Source organism: Bradyrhizobium sp. USDA 4510 (genome assembly GCF_054059095.1).
The window spans coordinates 8,212,895-8,231,072 of the sequence record NZ_JBSSBT010000001.1; the positions used below are offsets into that span (position 1 = coordinate 8,212,895).

Consider the following 18,178-nt stretch of genomic DNA (forward strand, 5'->3'; position numbering starts at 1 on the left):
ATATAGGGAGCGGCGACCGTCGTTAGCCACCCCTGTCGGAGAACCGTCACCGCTCAATATCGCAATCGGCCGGCGCAGCGATCGGCGGCATCCAGGAACCAGCGCAGCGCCGGATCCCGGGCGGCGCGGCTCGTATGGATCAGGTCGATCGCGAAGGCGGGGATGTCGATCGGCGGCGCGACGACGGCAATGTCGGCCAGATGCGTGAAGCGCCGGGCGATGCGCTCGGACATCGTGGCGATCAGATCGGTGCCGACCACGGCGAACGGAACGGCCACCACATGCGCAAGCGTCACCGCCACCCGTCGCTTCAGTCCATGGCGCGCCAGCAGCGCGTCGATCACGCTCGGCAGGCCATCGCCGCCGGCCGCCGAGAACAGCGCGTGCGGCAAGGTCGCGTAATCTTCCAGACTGAGGCGCTCCGATCGGTTCGTGCGCGTGGTATCGCGGACGCAGACGAAGCGTTCCTCGAACAGCCGGTGCCGGACACAGCGCGGCGAGTCCGGCAGGTGCCCGCCGATCAGGGCATCGAGCTCGCCGCGCTCCAGCTTCGCCAGCGCCACCGTCGCATCGGTGAGCGGGCGCACCGCAAGGTCAATGCCGGGCGCTTCGATGCGCAGCAGCCGGGTCAATTCCGGCACCACGACGAGATCGCCGTAGTCGGTCGCGGCGATGGTGATGCGCCGTCGCGCGATCGCCGGATCGAAGCCCTGATCGGGCACCAGCGCGCTCCGGATTTGCCGCAGCGCGTCGCCGATCGGCCCGGCCAGCGCCAGCGCCTTTTCGGTCGGCTGCATGCCCGCGCCGGCACGCAGGAACAGTTCGTCCGCAAACAGCGCACGCAGCCTTCGCAACGCGCTGCTCATGGACGGCTGGGCGAGCCCGATGCGCTCGGCCGCCCGGGTGACGTGGCGCTCCTCCATCAGCGCTTCGAAGGCGACCAGCAGGTTGAGATCGACGGCGGATAAATTCATTATAGCAATAATGCTTATAAGAATAATCGATTTCAACAATGATTTGCCCCGGCCTATGCTCATTGGCCGGACATGACGACGGGACCCAGGAATTTGGCGAGATTTGCGAGGCTGGTGCCAAGCGGGCCGACACTGCTGATCATCGGCGTGCTGGCAGGATTGGCTTTCCCCGCCTTGGCGGACGGCGCCCGCCCGCTGATGGCGGCGGCGATCTTCGTTCTGGTGCTCGGCACCTTCCTCCAGGTCGACGGCACGGCGTTCCGGCGCGCGTTGCAGCGGCCGCTGGTCTGGCTGCTGTTGCCGGCGCTGGCCATGCTGGCGAGCCCGCTTGCAGTCGGCCTTGCCGCGCGCGGCGCCGGCTTTCGACCCGAGCTGATCGTCGCATTGGTGCTGTCGGTGTGTGCGCCACCGTCGAGCGGCACGGCGGCCGTCGCGCGCATGCTCGGCTTCGATGCGACCATTCCGCTTGCCGTGACGCTGCTGTCGATGGCGCTGGCGCCGGTTACCGTGCCGCTGATCGCCGCGGGATTTGCCGGTCTCGCGCTCGATCCGCTGGCGCTTGCGACGCGGCTGGTCTTCCTGGTTGGCGGCGCCGGCGCGTTGGCGTTGCTGTTGCGCCGTCAGGCCGCTGCACGATTGGTGCAGCATGCGCGCATCATCGACGCGCTCGTGCTGGCCTCGCTGCTGCTGTTCGCGATCGCCACCATGGCCGGGGTGCGCACCCAGATCGAAGCGCAACCGGCCGCCGCGTTCACCTGCGTCGGCCTTGCCTTCGCCTGCAATCTTGCCCTGCAATTGTGTGGCGCGCTGCTCACGCCGGGCAATCTGGCTGCACGGCTGACAAGTGGCCTCGTTCTCGGCAACCGCAATGTCGGACTGGTCTGGTCGGCGATGGGCGCCGCGGTGTCGCCGATGACGGCGTTGTTCTTCGCCGCCACGCAGTTTCCGATCTATATGACGCCGCGGCTGATCGAGATGCTTGTTCGCCGCGAGCGCAAGGAGAATGCCTCACCATGAGCGCGACGATCCTGACCGAAGACCTCGCCGTCCGTTTCGCGCGCATCGCGCTCGGCCATGTCACGCGCGAATATCCGAACAAGCCCGATCACGTGCTGGCGGGGCCGCAGGATGCGCGCACGCCGCGCGAGCTGCATCCGGTGTTCTTCGGCAGCTACGACTGGCATTCCTGCGTCCACAGCTACTGGATGCTTGCCCGGTTGCTGCGCCGCTATCCCTCATCCGAGGCGGCGGACGATATCCGCGCGCTGTTCGACGCGCAGTTCGTTGCGGAGAAGATCGCGGCCGAATGCAGCTATCTCGCCGCCCCGACCGCGCGCGGCTTCAAGCGGCCTTACGGCTGGGGCTGGCTGTTGAAGCTCGCCGCAGAGCTCTCGCTCGTCGAGAACACCAACTGGCGCGATCGGATCGCTCCGCTCGCCGAGATCTTCGCGCAGCGCTACCGCGATTTCCTGCCGCTCGCCACCTATCCGGTGCGGGTCGGCACCCATTTCAACACCGCGTTCGGACTGCGCATGGCAGCCGACTACGCCGCGGTGACACAGGACGATGCGCTCAGTGCGCTGTTGCGCGACACAGCGCTGCGCTGGTACGGCGCCGATCAGGACTGCCCCGCCTGGGGTGAGCCGAGCGGTGATGACTTCCAGTCGTCCGCGCTGATCGAAGCGGAGTGCATGCGCCGGCTGCTGGCACCGGGTGACTTCCTGCCCTGGTTCGACCGCTTCCTGCCGCGGCTCGAGCTGCGCGAACCCGCAACCCTGTTCCGGCCCGCCACGGTCACCGATCGCTCGGATGGCAAGCTGGCACATCTCGACGGGCTCAATCTCAGCCGCGCATGGTGCTGGCGGGCGCTGGCCGGTGCGTTGCCGGCGGCCGATGCGCGCCGTCCGATCCTGCAGGATGCCGCGCGCCGGCATCTCGACGCCGGCCTGCCGTATATCGCCAGCGACTATATGGGTGAACACTGGCTTGCGAGCTTCGCGGTGCTCGCGATCGACGCCGATGGCTGACGAAGGCGCCGCCTACGCGACGCTTTCCAGGTAAGCTTCTTCCGCAGCCTGGATCGCGTCCGGAGTGCCGACATGCATCCAGACGCCGTCGAGGCGCAGGCCGAACAGCCGCTCCTGCTCGTTGGCGCGGTCGAACATCTTGGTCAGCGAGAACTCGCCGGCCGGCGCGTCGGCGAACAGCGCAGGCGACATGATCGCGGCGCCGGCATAGACGAACGGCACCACCTGGTGCTCGCGCCGCTTGCGCAACGCGCCATCCGGCAACATCGAATAGTCGCCGCGCCCGCCATAGCCGATGCTCGTAGCGGTCGGCGCCATCAGCAGCAGGATATCCATCCGCGCGGGATCGAAGGTTTCCGCGAGCCGCGCCAGATTGGAGCGCACGCCGTCGATCCACATCGTGTCCGCGTTCAGATGATAGAACGGCGCATCGCCGAGCAGCGGCAGCGCCTTCACTACCGCGCCGCCGGTGCCGAGCACCTGGTCGCGCTCGTCGGAGATGATCACGCGCGGACGGCTGCGGGGCTTGACGTGCTCGATGATCTGGTCAGGCAAATAGTGCACGTTCACGACCGCTTCGCTGACGCCGGCGCCGGCGAGCTTGTCGAGCACATGGTCGAGCAGCGGCTGGCCGGCGACGCTGACCAGCGGCTTCGGCATCGTGTTGGTCAGGGGGCGCATGCGCACGCCGAGGCCCGCAGCGAGCACCATGGCTTTATGGGGAGTGACGGGCATCTTCCGGATATTCTCGGTCATCATCTCTCATGCGCCGATCATATCACGGCGATTCGGCAAGCACATCAATCAGACGCCATAGTCACGAGACATGACGGCCGCAAGACGGCAATGACGACCCTGGCCTAGACGTCGGCAGCTTGCGTGCCGCGTCTGGCGGTTTTCTTCTTCTTGTCGCCTTGTTTGAGAAAGTTGACGCCGATCTGGTCGCCATTGACCCATGCCAGCTCGCAGCGGCGATAGGCCAATCCTGTGGACGACAGCAGCAGAAAGAACTCCTTCAGGTTCAGGCCCTCGACCGAGCCGTCGACGGAGAGCTTGGCGCCCGTCTCCGACACGTCTTCCATGGTGCAGTCGCGCCGCCAGGTGCCGTCGATGCCCATCATGTGCGCTGCTATGCCGCGCTCAAACGTGACACGATCGCCCTTGCGTCGTTCCGTCCCCATCGTGTGGTCCCGCTCCAGATCCGGCCGCGCCATGGATCAGGTGCGGGCTCCGCAACCTTAGGGGAGGCGAGGCTAATAACCCGTAAACTACGGTACTGGAGGAGGGACGTTGGCTTTGTACCAGATGCGGAAGCTGGTCAGCGCGGGGTGAGCCAGCGACCGCTCGAGATAGGTCCAGATCCGCGGCTGGTGCTTGAGATATTGCGGCTTGCCGTCGCGGCGGTTGAGTCGCGCAAAGGTGCCGAGCAGGCGGGTGTTGCGCTGCGCCGACATGATCGCATAGAGCTCGGCGAAGCCGGCCGGATCGAAGCTTTCATCGGTCGCGCGCCGCGCCTTGATGTAGCGGGTCAAGAGCGACAGCTCGAGCTGCTCGGGCACATCGATCCGGGCATCCTGCAGCAGCGACACCACGTCATAGGCCGCGGGGCCGAGCAGCGCGTCCTGGAAATCGATGACGCCGACGCGCAGGATGCCGGTGCGTTCGGCAAGCCAGATGATGTTCGGCGAATGGAAGTCGCGGATCACCCAGGTCTGCGGTGCGGCTGCGGGCTTCTCCAGCAGGCCGCGCCACATCCCGAGAAATTCGGCGCGAAGCTCCTCGCTCGGCTGCGCGCCGCGGTCTGGCAGGTACCATTCCAGCATCAGCCCGATCTCGATCAGCCAGGCGTCGATGTCGAACACCGGGATGTCGTAGCTCTCGTCCGACGTCAGCGGCAATTGCTCCGGCAGCACCTCGCGGTGCAGCGCCGCCAGCATGTCGACGGCGGCCTCGTAACGCTCGGCGATCGGCTGCGGTGGGTCGCCCTCGATGACGCCCTCGGCGCCGAAATCCTCGGTGATAAGGAAGCCGGATCCGAGATCGATGTGACGGATCGCGGGCGCCGAGAAACCATGCTTGCGCAGGCCGTTTCCGATCGCGACGAACGGCCTGACGTCTTCGGCGAGATGCACCGCTGCGCTGTAGGACTGGCCGCTGTAGATCGCCGGGCCGTCGGGACGGCGCGGCGAGTTCATCAGGATGACGGTGCCGTCGTCGTTGCGCAGCCGCGCATAGGAGCGCGTCGAGGCATCGCCCGGCATGCGTTCGCGCCGGGCATTGAGAAAGCCCGCGCGGTCGAGGAACTGGCGCAGCTCGTTGAGCCGCGCGACCTTCGCCGCGCCCTTGCCATGGCCGGTGATCTCGGCCGCGCGTGCCGCCGATCCGAGCGCCGGGCGATGGCTGAACGCGATATCGATGCGGTCGGCGGGCATCGCGTCGGGCGCGCGCTCCGGCCACTCGATCAGCGCCACGATGTCGTCGGGCAGCGGCGACAGCCCGATCTCCTCGAGCTCGCCGGCGTCGTTGATGCGGTAGAGGTCGGCATGAACCAGCGGAAACGACGGCAGCTCGTAGCTCTGCGCCAGCGTGAAGGTCGGGCTCGGTACCTCCAGCGCGTCGTCGTCGGCGAGATAGCGGATCAACGCGCGCGCGGCCGTGGTCTTGCCGGCGCCGAGATCGCCGGACAGCGTAATGACGTCGCCGGCGCCGATCAGCAGCGCGAGGTCGGCCATCAGCTCTGCTGTCGCGGTCTCGTTCGCGAGTGCCACCGAGAATGTCGAGGTCGCCGTCATTCAGCAGCGTTGCGGTGTGCGGTCTGGTCGATCGGGAAGTCGCAGGTCACGGTCGTGCCGTGGCCTACGGTCGAATCGACGCGCACCCGTCCGCCATGGAGTTCGACGAAGGAGCGGACCAGCGACAGGCCAAGGCCCGCGCCGCGGTGCCGCGAGCCGTGCGAATGGCTCTCGAACCAGTTGAACACCTTGTCGCGCATCTCCGCCGGAATGCCGGGACCGGCGTCGGTCACCGCAAACACCACGCTGTGCTCGGTGCGGTGGGCGCTGATCGTGACGGTGGCGTCGTGCGGCGAGAAGCCGACCGCGTTGGCGAGCAGATTATACAGCACCTGCACCACGCGCCGCTCGTCGCCGACAAAGGCGCCGATGTCGGGCTCGATATCGACCTTGAGGGTGATGCGGTCGGTCGCGAGGCGATCCTGGATGCCTTCGGCGGCGGCTTCGATCGCCTGGCCGATATTGACCGGACCGAGCTCGAGCTTCATCGCGCCGGCGTCGATGGTGGCGAGATCGAGAATGTTGTTGGTGAGCGCCAGCAGCGCGTTGGTCGATTTGGTGACGTAGTCGAGATATTCGGCCTGCTTCGGCGTCAGCGGTCCGGTCGAGGGATCGCTGAGGAAATGCGCGAAGCCGATGATGGTGGTGAGCGGTGCGCGCAGCTCGTAGGAGACGTGGTGGACGAAATCCACCTTCATCTGGTCGGCGGCTTCCAGCGCCTCGTTGCGCTCGCGCAGCGCCCGCTCAACATTTTCGGTGTCGGTGATGTCCTGGAAGGCGAGCAGGGTCTTGCCGTCGGGCAGCGGGATGGTCATGCAATTCAGCACGCTGCCGTCCTTGCGCTCGAGCTTGAGCGCGACCTGGGCGCGGTTCTCGATCGCGGTGATCTGCTCGCGCAGCGTCCGCCAGGTCAGGGCGTCGTCGAACAGCGGCCGGCACAGTGCTTCCACCGCCTCGATATGCGGCTCGCCCTGCAGCGCGTCGGCCGGCAGCTTCCACATCTTGGCGAAGGGCGGGTTGAACAGTTCCGCGCGGCCGTTGCTGCCGAACACCGCGACCGCCTCGCCGAGATTATCCAGGGTCTCGCGCTGCACCCGCGTCAGGCGGTCGTAGCGGCGCGCGAGGTCGAGGCTCTCGGTGACGTTGTCGAACAGATAGGTGACGCCGCCCTCGAGGTTCGGCGTGGTGACGACGCTGATGGCGCGGCCGTCGGGCAGGAACCAGGTATAGGTTTCGGATTCGACCGCGCGATAGGCCTCGTGCAGCTTGGCCTTCCAGGCGCGGAAATCCGGCTGCTCGGGCAGCTTGCGGTTGGCGCGCAGCCGGTCCAGCACGCTGGAATCGTCGGGGTTGCCGTCGAGGAAAGCCTGATCGAGGCCCCACAGCCGCCGATAGGACTCGTTGTAGAAGGTGAGCCGCCGGTCGGCATCGAACACCGCGACGCCCGAGGACAATTGGTCGAGGGTACGCCGGTGCGCTTCGACCATCCGCGCGATCGCCGCGCGCAACGCCGCAGCTTCGCTGGCGTCGATCGCGATGCCGGCGCTGCCGCCGGAGAGCTTGAGCGCCTGCACGTCGTAGATCCGCCGCTCGCCGCTGACGACGATCGGCAGCCGCGCGGCATAATTGGCATTGTCGTTCAGCGCGCGGGTCAATTCGCCGCGCTGGTCGCTTTCGAGCAGTTCGAGATTGCGCTGCAGCGCGTCCGACACGCTCTTGCCCTCGGTGGCGCGGACATAGGCCGCGTTGGCATAGCGCAGATTGCCCTCGAGGCTCTTCGCCCAGATCGGCCATGGCGCGGCGGCGGCGAAATCGCGCAGCAGCTCGGTTTCCTCCTGCAGCGCCTTGTAGCGCAGGTTGGACTCGGCGAGCTCGCGGCGCAGGCCGCCGAGCTCGCGGATCCGCACGATGGCCTGGCCGCCGATCGCGCGGCCCATCGCCTCGATGGCACGGCCGGCCGAGGTCGAGAGGTTGAGCAGGAACGCCTCGCCCTTCTCGCGCAGCGCGTCGACGGCGTGATCCATCTGCAGCGCCGGCTCGGGCGGCAGCCAGGTTCCGAAGGCGAGGACGCGTTGCGGCGATCCTTCCTGCGACATCACCAGCGAGATGTCGCCCGAGATCTGTGGCCGGTTGTCGCCCGCGGCCCAGGAGATCAGGACCTGCGGCTCGACGAACAGCAGCGCGCGCAGCCGGTCCGATTGCGCCTGCAGGTCCGTGATCTCGGACTGCAGCTGTTCCTCGTTCCTCGTCGCGCGCACGCGGGTGCGCATCAAGAGGATCGCGGCGACGGCCGAGAAGCCGACCAGCGCAAGCGACGTCGCGAGGACCGCGACCTCCTGGTGATTGAAGCCGAAATGATCCGACATCGCCTGGGCGACCGGGCTCTCGGCGGCAAACGCGGTGCGGGCTGGCAGCAATGCGGTGATGGCGAGCCCAATCATGCCGTCGCGCGCCAGTGAGGTGCATGACAGCAGGGTTCGACGCATTGCCGCGACTACGCCCGACATATGTTGCCCCAGAACGCACAAACCTTAAGGCATGATCCGGAAAAGAGGAGACCGGTGTTCCCTCACGGCAAACGTACGACGTTTGTCCGCCGATCATGCCCAAGCAGGACCAGACAGCCCGACGAAGACCCCCCGTCGTGCTCGAATCAAGACAGAATAGTCCCAACGGGACTCGGCGAGTAAGAGTCCAGACCGTGAACGCAGAATCCCCTGTGAAAAAATGCCGCCGGGTGGGGCGGATTTTACGCGAATTGACTCCGTATTGGTGCGGAGAGCGCGCACGAAGCGTGATCTTCCCGAGCTCGTCCGCACACTTGTCCGATGCGAAGGCGCTTGGCTCCCTCTCCCCGTTCTTACGGGGAGAGGGTTGGGGTGAGGGGCCGTCTCCGCATATCCGGTGATAGCTGCGTTCGCGGAGACTCCCCCTCACCCGGAACGCATCTGACGATGCGTTCCGACCTCTCCCCGCACGCGGGGCGAGGTGAAGTGGCGCCGCCGCTCGAGTGAAGTCGTCGCGCACTAGCGTCCGGTCGAGCCGAAGCCGCCGCTGCCGCGCCCGGTCGCCGGCAGCACGTCGACCGGAACCAGCTCGGCCCGTGTGACCGGCGCGATCACCATCTGCGCGATACGCTCGCCGCGCCGGATCGAGAACACCTCATGGCCGTGGTTGATCAGCAGCACGTTGATCTCGCCGCGATAGTCGGCGTCGATCGTGCCGGGCGAGTTCAGCACCGTGACGCCGTATTTGGCGGCAAGGCCGGAGCGCGGCCGCACCTGCGCCTCGTAGCCCGGCGGCAGCGCGATCGTCAGTCCGGTCGGAACCATCTCGTAGCGGCCCGGGAGCAGCAGCAGCGGCGCCGACTGCGGCACCGCCGCGAGCAGGTCGAGCCCGGCCGCGTCGGCGGTCTGATAGATCGGCAGCAGGAGATCGGCGCCGTGCGGCAGTTGATGGACTTCGACCTTGATGGTGGCGCTCACGATGCGGTTCCTACGGCTCTAGAGCATGATCCGATTGAATCGGATCATGCTCTAATCCTTTTGTTTGGTCGCGTTTTCTTGACGCGAACCGGTGACCACTTCGCTCGAAAACGCTCTTGCGATGCGCGACACCAGCGCGGTCGCGACTTCCTCCTTGGTCATGACAGGCCAGGAGTCGACGGTGACGTCCTTGCCCTCGCGCGAGAGCAGGTGAACGGTGTTGCGGTCGCCGCCCATCACCCCGGTTGCCGGCGAGACGTCGTTGGCGACGATCCAGTCGCAGCCCTTGCGCGCGAACTTCGCCTTGGCGTTCTCGATCAGATGCTCGGTCTCGGCGGCGAACCCAATCACCAGCGGCGGCCGCTGCTCCTTCAGCTTGGAAATTGTCGCGAGGATGTCGGGGTTCTCGACCAGCTGCAGCGGCGGCATGCCGGCCGCGGTCTTCTTCAGCTTCTGGCTGCCCTCGGTGGCGACCCGCCAGTCGGCGACCGCGGCGGCGAAGATCGCGACGTCGACCGGCAGCGCCGCCTCGACCCGGTGCAGCATGTCGCGCGCGGACTCCACGCGCATGACCGAAATGCCCTGGGGGTCGTCGAGCTCGACCGGGCCGGTCACCAGCACCACCTCGGCGCCGGCGGCGCGCGCGGCGGCGGCGATGGCAAAGCCCTGCTTGCCGGACGAGCGGTTGGCGATGTAGCGGACCGGATCGATCGCCTCATGGGTCGGGCCCGCGGTGATCAGCACCCGCTTGCCGGCTAGCGGACGTGGCTGCGGCGGGCGCAGCATGCGGTCGGCGGCGGCGGCGATCTCGGTCGGCTCGGCCATCCGGCCGACGCCGGCCTCGCCGGCTTCCGCCATCTCGCCCGCATTGGGGCCGACGGTGTGGACGCCGTCGCGGCGGAGCTGCAGCACGTTGCGGCGGGTGGCCGGATTGTTCCACATCAGCGGGTTCATCGCCGGCGCCAGCAGGATCGGCCGGTTGGCCGCCAGCAAGGTGGCGGTGGCGAGGTCGTCGGCATGGCCCTGCGCCATCTTGGCCATCAGGTCGGCGGTCGCCGGCGCCACCACGATCAGGTCGCAGTCCCGCGCCAGGCGGATATGGCCGGCGTCGAACTCACTCTCGGCGTCGAACAGGTCGGTGTAGACGCGCTCATGCGACAGCGCGCTGGCGGCGAGCGGGGTGACGAATTGCTGGGCCGCCCTGGTCAGCACGCAGCGGACCTGGATGTGCCGTTCCTTGAGTCGCCGGATCAGATCCAGCGCCTTGTAGGCCGCAATCCCCCCGCCGATGATCAGGGTGACGCGCGGCTCGCCGGCCACGCTGGCGGCCCGTGGAGCAGGGGCTGCCACTGTCGCGGAACCTGGGCCGGGCGCCTCGGAGGGCTCCGTACCGCCGTCTGCGAGGTCCCGGAGGATCACCCGGACCTCCTCCTCGACCGAGCGGCCGTTCCTGGCGGAGCGCAGCCGCAGATAGGCCTTCAGCGTGTCGTCGAGTTTGCGGATGGTCAGGCTGGCCATGGCGTGCCCTCAGGCATCATGCTCAAATAAATATGATAGCGATGCTATCACATGGTGCATGCATTGCAATCAGTGTGCCCGGATCGCGAAAAAGATCGCGATGGAGGCGATCGCAATGACCCAGAGGCCGACGGTCTGCACCCGCGCCTTGCGGGCCTCGGCGCGGGCCATTTCGTCGATCGAGTCCGAAGACAGCATGTGGCCCTCCAGCGTCATGGTCTCCAGCTGCTCGAGCACCGTGACGGCGCGGTTGGCGATCGACGGCAAGTTGGCGAGGATGCGGCCGAGCTCGCCCGCGCCTGAGATCGCGCCCTGGATGCGGCCGGCCGGGCCGAGATTCTGCGTGATCCATTCGCGCACCACGGGGTCGGCGATCTTCCAGATGTCGAGCTTCGGGTCGAAGCCGCGCGCCACCCCCTCGACCACCACCATGGTCTTCTGCAGCAGGATCAGCTCGGGGCGCGTCTGCATGTCGAACAGGCCGGTGACCTCGAGCAGAAGCGTCAGCAGCTTCGCCATCGAGATTTCCTCGGCGGTGCGGTTGTGGATCGGCTCGCCGATCGCGCGGATCGCCTGCGCGAAATTCTCCACCGAATGGTGGCCGGGCACGTAGCCGGCCTCGAAATGCACCTCGGCGACGCGGCGATAATCGCGGGTGATGAAGCCGAGCAGGATCTCGGCCAGGAAGCGCCGCTCCTTCAGCCCGAGCCGTCCCATGATGCCGAAATCCACGGCAACGAGCCGGCCGGCCTCGTCGAGGAACAAATTGCCGGGATGCATGTCGGCATGGAAGAAGCCGTCGCGCAGCGCGTGGCGCAGGAAGCTCTGGATCACCTTGCGGCCGAGATCGGGCAAATCGACCTTGGCCTGCGCCAGCCGGACGTGATCGTTCAGCGCGATGCCGTCGATCCACTCCATCGTCAGCACGCTGTGCGCGGTGCGATCCCAATCCACCGCAGGGACGCGGAAGTCCGGATCGCCGCGGGTGTTCTCGGCCATCTCGGACAGCGCGGCCGCCTCGAGCCGCAGATCCATCTCCATCGCGACCGAGCGCGACATCGTGTTGATGACCTCGATCAGGCGCAAGCGCCGCGCCTCGGCGGAATGCGCCTCGGCCTTGTGCGCGACAAAGAAGAAGTCGCTGAGGTCGCGGCGGAAGCGCGCGGCGACGTTGGGCCGGAGCACCTTGACCGCAACCTGATGCCGGACCCCGTCGCGCTCGATTTCGCCGCGATGCACCTGCGCGATCGAGGCCGCGGCAACCGCAGGGCCCAGATGCACAAAGGCCTGCGGCAGCGGCCGTTCCAGCGATTGCGTGATGACGGTTTCGGCCGCTTCCTGCGCGAACGGCGGCAGCCGGTCCTGCAGGGCTTCGAGATCGCGCGCCATCGCCACGCCGACCACGTCGGGCCGGGTGGCGAGGAATTGCCCGAGCTTGAGATAGGCCGGTCCGAGCCGCGTCAGTGCGCGCGACAACCGCGGACCTGACTTGGCGGAGCGGCGCTCGATCAGCCGCGCCAGCTTCAGCGCGAGCTGCCCGGGCGGCGGCACCAGCGCGGGATCGACGACGCCGAACACGCCCTCGCGCGCAAACACGAAACCGGCGCGGGCGAGGCGCGTGATGTGGGTCAGTGCAGAGATCACAAACGCCAGCCCGAATGCAGCGCCACGATGCCGCCGGAGAGGCTCTGCCACTTCACGCGGGCAAAGCCGGCGGCGCCGATCATCTCGGCGAACGCGTTCGGCCGCGGGAATTTGCGGATCGACTCGACGAGATATTGATAGGACTCGGCGTCACCGGTGACGGCGCGGCCGAGCGGCGGGATCACCTTGAAGGAAAACAGATCGTAGATCTTGTCGAGGCCGGGCACGTCGACGGTGGAGAATTCCAGGCACAGGAAGCGGCTGCCCGGCTTGAGCACGCGATAGGCCTCGCGCAATGCGAGGTCGATCTGCGGCACGTTACGGATGCCGAATGCGATGGTGTAGGCGTCGAACGCGCGGTCGGCAAAACCCAGCGTTTCGGCGTTGCCCTCGACGAACGACACCCGGTCATCGAGGTGCTGCTTCGCGGCGCGCTCGCGGCCGACGGCGAGCATGTCGGCATTGATGTCGCAGACCGTGGCATGAAAGCCCGCGCCCGCGGTCTTGGCGGCCCGGAACGCGATGTCGCCGGTGCCGCCAGCGACGTCGAGCAGCGCGAACGGCCGGTCGCCCTTCGGCGGATCGAGCATCGTGATCATGACGTCCTTCCAGGCCCGGTGCAGGCCCGCCGACATCAGATCGTTCATCAGGTCGTAGCGGGACGCCACGCTGTGAAACACGTCGTTCACCAGCGTCTGCTTCTCGCCCAGGGGCACATCCCTGAAGCCGAAATGGGTGGTTTGATCCGGCCGATCCATCACTCAGAACTCTTACCCTTTTTGGTCGCGTTTTCTTCACGCGAACCGGTAGCCGCTTGGCTCGAAAAACGCTCCAGCCAAACCATAGCGCGGCGGCCGCAATGGCGCTATCACGTCACTTCCAAAAGGTGAATGCCTGCCATGCCGGAATTACCCGAAGTCGAGACCGTCCGCCGCGGCCTGCAACCGGCCATGGAGGGGTCCACGATCCTCAAGGCCGAGGCTCGCCGCAAGGATTTGCGGTTTCCGTTTCAAAAAGACTTTATCGCCCGGCTGGAGGGCCGGACCATCACCGGGCTCGGCCGCCGTGCCAAATATCTGATGGCGGACCTGAACTCCGGCGACGTGCTGCTGATGCATCTGGGCATGTCGGGCTCGTTCCGCGTGCTGAAGCAGGACGGCGCGGCGACGCCGGGGCAATTCCACCATCCGCGCAGCGAGGATCGCGTGCATGATCACGTGGTGTTCCACATGTCGTCGGGCGCGGCCGTCGTCTTCAACGATCCGCGGCGCTTCGGCTATATGAAGATCATCGCGCGCAACGCGATCGAGGATGAACCGCTCCTGAAAGGGCTCGGTCCCGAGCCGCTCGGCAACGAGTTCGACGCGGCGATGCTGGCGCGCTCCTGTCACAACAAGAAGACCAGCCTGAAGGCCGCGCTGCTCGATCAGCGCGTGGTGGCGGGACTTGGCAACATCTATGTCTGCGAGGCGCTGTTTCGTTCGCATCTGTCGCCGCGGCGATTGGCCGCGACGCTCGCGACCAAGTCCGGACAACGCAAGGGCGTTGCCGGGGGCGAGCCGACCGACCACGCCAGGCGGCTGGTCGACGCGATCCATTCGGTGCTCAACCAGGCGATCAAGGCCGGCGGCTCCTCGATCAGCGACCATCGATTGACCAACGGCGATCTCGGCTATTTCCAGCATTCGTTCCAGGTCTATGACCGCGAGGGCGAGACGTGCCGTACGTCGGGCTGCGAAGGTATTGTCAGGCGCTTCACCCAGAACGGCCGTTCGACGTTCTGGTGCCCGAAGTGCCAGAAGTAGCAATGTTCGAGACCCCGCGCATCGAGACGCCACGCCTGATCCTGCGGCCGCTTGCGCTGTCGGATGCCGCGGCGATCCAGAGTCACTTCAACAATTGGAATGTGATCAAGACTCTCGCCACGGTGGTGCCGTGGCCTTATCCCGGCGACGGCGCGGAAAGCTTTATCAGGCGCGAGCTCGACAAGATCGCGGCCGGAGAGGAAAGCTATCAATGGGCACTGGTGTTGCGTGCCCGCGATGGCGAGGCGATCGGCAACATCAATTTCCGGCCGCGCGCCGACGGCCGCAAGGGCAATCGCGGATTCTGGCTCGCTGAGCCGTATTGGAATCAGGGCCTCATGACCGAGGCGATCGCGGCGGTGAACGATTTCGCCTTCCTGGCGCTCGGCCTCGATCACTTCCATGTCTGCAACGCGCCGTCCAACGTCGGCTCGCGCCGGGTCAAGCAGAAGACCGGAGCCGAATTCGTCGGCTTCGTCGAGCTTCCGCACCACAATGGCGAATCCAGAGCGGAGAAGTGGAAGGTGACGCGCGAGACCTGGTTGCGCGATCGCGCGAAGCCGTGACCTTATTTGCGAATACCGCCGCGAGGAAAATCGCGGCGGCTTGACCGTGCACGCGCGGCCGGAGAACATGGCTGCGATCGCTCCATCAAGAACGAGAACACAATGGCGATGAACGGCATGTCGATGAATGACGCCTGGCGCGACCGCGCCGCGACAAGTTTTCAATGCGAGAAGCAGCCGGCCACCAGCAGCCGCGGCATGGTGGTGAGCAATCATCCGCTGGCATCGAGCGCGGGCGCCGAGATGTTGGCTGCCGGCGGCAATGCGATCGATGCGGCGATCGCCACCTTGTTCACGCTGACCGTGGTCGAGCCGATGATGATCGGCATCATCGGCGGCGGCATGGCGCATATTCGTCTCGCCGACGGCAGCCATCGCTTCATCGACGGCCAGAGCACGGTGCCGAACGCGGTGCGGCCGGACACCTACACTTCGAAGCCAGGATCGGCGCACGACGTGTTCGACACCGTCGGCAACGAGAATTTGAACGGGCCGAAAGCGGTCGCGGTGCCGGGCTCGCTGAAAGCCTGGTGCGAAACGCTGCGCCGCTTCGGCACCATGAGCCTTGCCGATGTGATGCAGCCCGCGATCAAGCACGCCGCGCGCGGCTATGCGGCGACGCCCTATTTGCATGAATGCATCACCGACGGCGCCGAGGAGATGCTGAAGGACAAGCCGATCTCGGCGATCTATCTGCCTGATGGCACGCCGCTGAAGCCCGGCGAGCGCGTGGTGCAGGCGGAATATGCCGAGACGCTGAAATACATCGCCGATCATGGCGACAACGCGCTCTACCAGGGGCCGCTTGGCGACATCCTGGTCGACTACATGAAAAAGAGCAGCGGCTTCATCGCGCAGGAGGATCTCGCGACCTACAAGACCGTCGAGCGGCAGCCGATCCGCTGCGACTACCGCGGCTGGGAAATCCTCGGGCCTCCGCCGCCCGCGGCATCGGGCGTGCATATCACGCAGATGCTCAACATCCTCGAAGGCTATGACATCGCGCGGCTCGGCTTCGGCACGACCGAGACGATCCATTATCTTGCCGAGGTGCTGAAGATCGCCTTTGCCGACCGCGCGGCCGCGAGCGGCGATCCCGCCTATATCAACGTGCCGGTGGAGCGGTTGACCTCGAAGGCCTATGCCGAGGAGCGCCGCCGCGCGATCGATCCCGACCGCGCGCAAGCCTGGAGCGCCGGCGTCACCCAGCTCGAAAGCGCGCACACCACGCACATGACTGCGGCGGATGCGATGGGCAATGTGGTCGCGACCACCCAGACCATCAACAATCTGTTCGGCGCCAAGATCCTGATCCCGGGCCTCGGCACCGTGCCGAACAACTACATGAACCTGTTCGATCCGCGGCCGGGACACGCGCTGTCGCTGGCCGCCGGCAAGCGCGTCACCACCTCGATGTCGCCGATGATGGCGCTGCGCGACGGCAAGCTCGCCTACGCGCTCGGCCTGCCCGGCGGCAAGCGCATCTTCCCGAGCGCGATGCAGGCGCTGATCAATCTGATCGACCACGGCATGAGCCTGCAGGAGGCGGTCGAGGCGCCGCGGGTCTGGACCGAGGGCAATGCGCTGGAGGTCGAGCAGGCGGTGCCGGAGGCTGTCCGCGCCGCGCTATCAGCCAAGGGCCACAAGGTGCAGGTCGTGCCGACGGTGGCCGGCGGCATGAACGCGATCCAGTTTCACGCCGACGGCACGATGTCGGGCGCAGCCTGCTGGCGCGCCGACGGCACCCCGGTCGGCATTGCCGGCGGCCTCGCCCGCGCCGGGGTGCGCTTTGCGTTGAGGTGAGGTTGGTTAGGCTCCCTCGCCCCGCTCTCGCGGGGAGAGGGTGGGGTGAGGGGCTCACTCCACGAGGTGGTGTCCATTGATGGACCTGTACCCCCTCACCCGGATTGCATCTGGCGATGCAATCCGACCTCTCCCCGCAAGCGGGGCGAGGTAGCTCTACTTCCTGACGCAGATCACGCGGACCACGGCCGCCTTGGCGTCTGCCGAGTCGCCCGACGCGGTGACGCCATGCGCCTTCAGGAAGCTGCGCACCGTGTCGGCCGGCACCAGCGCGGCCTGCGCCGGCGGCGCCGCGTTTGCGGGGCCTGCGACGATGACGGGTTTCAGCACCGCGATCCCAGCAAACCTGCCGCCGCTATCGGTCGCCGCTGCGCCGGAGAACCCGAGCGCCGGCGCCGGTGACAGCGCCTGATCGCCGCCGCCGATCTGTGCGGCCGAAGCCTTCACGTTGCTCGCGGCCGCTCCGCCGCCCTGGTTCTGCGGATCGGCAATCCCGGTGATGTCGAGCGCGGTCTGCGTCGCCTGGCCTGCGATATTGAGCGGCTTCAGCCCGCGCGCGCCATAGATGCGCAGCAGCGCGAGATCGTGATCCCTGTCCTCGGCGACCCGATCGGCATTGCCGTAGCCCGGGATCGTCAGCGTGATGCAGTCGTCGGTCGCCACGCGATCGGTAACGATGGCGCCGTCGTCGCTGACCACTACGCCGGTGCCATATTCGACGGTCTTGCGCGGCGGCGGACCGGCCTGCACGGCGGACGGAAAGGCGTTGAAGGCGCTCGACATCGCGATCACCACCGGCTCGACCGTGGTCTGCATCGCCTGGTCATAGAGGATGGTGAGGATGCGGACCTCGTCGCCCTTCAAGGTGCCGCGCAGATAGAACTTCTTCAGGCCCTGCATGCCCGACAGCACGAAGAAATCCGGCTTCACCACGGTGTAGTCGATGGTGCGCCCGGCCGGCTCCTTCCTTTCCTGCTCGGCAAGCTTTGCGGTGGCGGGGCTTGCTTCCTTGCGCCGGGTCAGCAGCACCTGGACGGTGCCGGTCGGCGAGGTCCATTTGGCGCCAGAAGCGTCGCTGGTGAGCTGCGGCACCAGCTTTGTGGGAATGCCGAGCCGCGCCCCGGTGGCCGGCTCGGTGACGATCCGCCAGCCGACACCTTCCTGCTTCCGCCGCGCCGTGTCGGCGAGCACGCCGCGCTCCTGCGGATTCAGCACCCCGGTCGGCTTGCCGCCGCGCTTCTTCTGGAATTCCTTGATCGCATTGACCATGCGCTCGCTGACGTCGCCGGTAATGGCGCCGTTATATTCGCCGACCCAGGCGAGGTCGGATTGCAGCGCCAGCCGCTCGGCCTGCGCCATCGCGCCAGCGGTATCCTCCGGCTTCTGCAGCCCGGGGCGTATCGGCACCGTCGCCACGGTTTTCGGCTTCGCCCCCGCCGTCGAGGGCGGCGTCATCTGGGCCTGCGCCATGCCCATCCCTGTGACCGTAATGGAAGCGGCCATCAATGTTGCCGAAAGCACCGATCTCATGACAAATCCGGGGGGAATGACTGACACCATTGAC

The 18,178-nt window shown here is 66.9% G+C and carries 15 protein-coding genes; 5 read left to right on the top strand and 10 right to left on the bottom strand.

What is annotated here, in order from left to right:
- Positions 1-53 precede the first annotated feature (53 nt).
- The gene (locus tag ACVMDN_RS38215) at positions 54-1,010 is read right to left on the bottom strand and encodes a LysR family transcriptional regulator (protein ID WP_456815195.1); all 957 of its coding nucleotides are present in this window, start codon (positions 1,008-1,010) and stop codon (positions 54-56) included.
- Between the two features lie 57 nt (positions 1,011-1,067).
- Here ACVMDN_RS38215 and ACVMDN_RS38220 point away from each other — a divergent pair, with 57 nt between their 5' ends.
- Positions 1,068-1,991 (top strand): hypothetical protein, encoded by a 924-nt coding sequence (locus ACVMDN_RS38220; protein WP_244558982.1) that lies wholly within the window; start codon positions 1,068-1,070, stop codon positions 1,989-1,991.
- Positions 1,988-3,001 carry a DUF2891 domain-containing protein gene (locus ACVMDN_RS38225; RefSeq protein WP_076833815.1) on the top strand — a complete coding sequence of 338 codons (1,014 nt, stop codon included), beginning with the start codon at positions 1,988-1,990 and terminating at the stop codon, positions 2,999-3,001. The genes ACVMDN_RS38220 and ACVMDN_RS38225 overlap by 4 nt, the downstream gene beginning before the upstream one ends.
- 12 nt (positions 3,002-3,013) lie before the next feature.
- Here ACVMDN_RS38225 and ACVMDN_RS38230 read toward each other — a convergent pair whose 3' ends face one another.
- The 8 genes from ACVMDN_RS38230 to ubiE form a co-directional block, all read right to left on the bottom strand.
- Positions 3,014-3,736, bottom strand: coding sequence for a nucleotidyltransferase family protein (locus tag ACVMDN_RS38230; protein WP_057020444.1), 723 nt, complete (start codon positions 3,734-3,736; stop codon positions 3,014-3,016).
- Positions 3,737-3,861: 125 nt separating this feature from the next.
- A complete protein-coding gene (locus tag ACVMDN_RS38235; protein ID WP_028337556.1) occupies positions 3,862-4,182 on the bottom strand; it encodes a PilZ domain-containing protein in 321 nt (106 codons plus the stop codon).
- A gap of 87 nt (positions 4,183-4,269) precedes the next feature.
- On the bottom strand, positions 4,270-5,793 hold the full coding sequence (gene tsaE / locus ACVMDN_RS38240; RefSeq protein ID WP_076833817.1) for a tRNA (adenosine(37)-N6)-threonylcarbamoyltransferase complex ATPase subunit type 1 TsaE: 1,524 nt from the start codon (positions 5,791-5,793) through the stop codon (positions 4,270-4,272).
- Positions 5,790-8,300: a sensor histidine kinase gene (locus ACVMDN_RS38245; protein WP_076833818.1), complete on the bottom strand. Its 2,511-nt coding sequence runs from the start codon at positions 8,298-8,300 to the stop codon at positions 5,790-5,792. The genes tsaE and ACVMDN_RS38245 overlap by 4 nt, the downstream gene beginning before the upstream one ends.
- Before the next feature lie 519 nt (positions 8,301-8,819).
- Positions 8,820-9,278 carry a dUTP diphosphatase gene (dut, locus tag ACVMDN_RS38250; protein WP_076833820.1) on the bottom strand — a complete coding sequence of 153 codons (459 nt, stop codon included), beginning with the start codon at positions 9,276-9,278 and terminating at the stop codon, positions 8,820-8,822.
- 51 nt (positions 9,279-9,329) lie between these two features.
- Complete coding sequence (coaBC, locus tag ACVMDN_RS38255) at positions 9,330-10,796, bottom strand: bifunctional phosphopantothenoylcysteine decarboxylase/phosphopantothenate--cysteine ligase CoaBC (RefSeq protein WP_076833822.1); 1,467 nt, start codon at positions 10,794-10,796, stop codon at positions 9,330-9,332.
- Positions 10,797-10,865: 69 nt separating this feature from the next.
- On the bottom strand, positions 10,866-12,440 hold the full coding sequence (ubiB, locus tag ACVMDN_RS38260; protein ID WP_076833825.1) for a 2-polyprenylphenol 6-hydroxylase: 1,575 nt from the start codon (positions 12,438-12,440) through the stop codon (positions 10,866-10,868).
- A complete protein-coding gene (gene ubiE, locus ACVMDN_RS38265; protein ID WP_057020427.1) occupies positions 12,437-13,198 on the bottom strand; it encodes a bifunctional demethylmenaquinone methyltransferase/2-methoxy-6-polyprenyl-1,4-benzoquinol methylase UbiE in 762 nt (253 codons plus the stop codon). Before ubiE ends, ubiB begins: the two co-directional genes overlap by 4 nt.
- A 141-nt stretch (positions 13,199-13,339) precedes the next feature.
- On the opposite strand from ubiE, the gene mutM reads away from it, so the two are divergent.
- From mutM to ggt, 3 genes are all read left to right on the top strand, one after another.
- Positions 13,340-14,245 (top strand): bifunctional DNA-formamidopyrimidine glycosylase/DNA-(apurinic or apyrimidinic site) lyase, encoded by a 906-nt coding sequence (gene mutM, locus ACVMDN_RS38270; RefSeq protein WP_076833827.1) that lies wholly within the window; start codon positions 13,340-13,342, stop codon positions 14,243-14,245.
- Between the two features lie 2 nt (positions 14,246-14,247).
- Positions 14,248-14,811 (top strand): GNAT family N-acetyltransferase, encoded by a 564-nt coding sequence (locus tag ACVMDN_RS38275; protein ID WP_057020429.1) that lies wholly within the window; start codon positions 14,248-14,250, stop codon positions 14,809-14,811.
- Between the two features lie 123 nt (positions 14,812-14,934).
- On the top strand, positions 14,935-16,614 hold the full coding sequence (gene ggt / locus ACVMDN_RS38280; protein ID WP_076833864.1) for a gamma-glutamyltransferase: 1,680 nt from the start codon (positions 14,935-14,937) through the stop codon (positions 16,612-16,614).
- 156 nt (positions 16,615-16,770) lie between these two features.
- Here the strand turns inward: ggt and ACVMDN_RS38285 are convergent, their stop codons facing one another.
- Positions 16,771-18,144, bottom strand: a complete 1,374-nt coding sequence (locus ACVMDN_RS38285; protein WP_076833829.1) for a serine protease — start codon at positions 18,142-18,144, stop codon at positions 16,771-16,773.
- Between the last annotated feature and the right edge of the window lie 34 nt (positions 18,145-18,178).

What these genes read in the sequence shown, in the direction of transcription:
- ubiE (WP_057020427.1), bottom strand. Translation starts at nt 13,198, where the DNA reads ATGGATCGGCCGGATCAAACCACCCATTTCGGCTTCAGGGATGTGCCC.
- ggt (WP_076833864.1), top strand. Translation starts at nt 14,935, where the DNA reads ATGAATGACGCCTGGCGCGACCGCGCCGCGACAAGTTTTCAATGCGAG.
- ACVMDN_RS38235 (WP_028337556.1), bottom strand. Translation starts at nt 4,182, where the DNA reads ATGGGGACGGAACGACGCAAGGGCGATCGTGTCACGTTTGAGCGCGGC.
- ACVMDN_RS38225 (WP_076833815.1), top strand. Translation starts at nt 1,988, where the DNA reads ATGAGCGCGACGATCCTGACCGAAGACCTCGCCGTCCGTTTCGCGCGC.
- ACVMDN_RS38230 (WP_057020444.1), bottom strand. Translation starts at nt 3,736, where the DNA reads ATGCCCGTCACTCCCCATAAAGCCATGGTGCTCGCTGCGGGCCTCGGC.
- tsaE (WP_076833817.1), bottom strand. Translation starts at nt 5,793, where the DNA reads ATGACGGCGACCTCGACATTCTCGGTGGCACTCGCGAACGAGACCGCG.
- ACVMDN_RS38245 (WP_076833818.1), bottom strand. Translation starts at nt 8,300, where the DNA reads ATGTCGGGCGTAGTCGCGGCAATGCGTCGAACCCTGCTGTCATGCACC.
- ACVMDN_RS38275 (WP_057020429.1), top strand. Translation starts at nt 14,248, where the DNA reads ATGTTCGAGACCCCGCGCATCGAGACGCCACGCCTGATCCTGCGGCCG.
- ACVMDN_RS38285 (WP_076833829.1), bottom strand. Translation starts at nt 18,144, where the DNA reads ATGAGATCGGTGCTTTCGGCAACATTGATGGCCGCTTCCATTACGGTC.
- coaBC (WP_076833822.1), bottom strand. Translation starts at nt 10,796, where the DNA reads ATGGCCAGCCTGACCATCCGCAAACTCGACGACACGCTGAAGGCCTAT.
- mutM (WP_076833827.1), top strand. Translation starts at nt 13,340, where the DNA reads ATGCCGGAATTACCCGAAGTCGAGACCGTCCGCCGCGGCCTGCAACCG.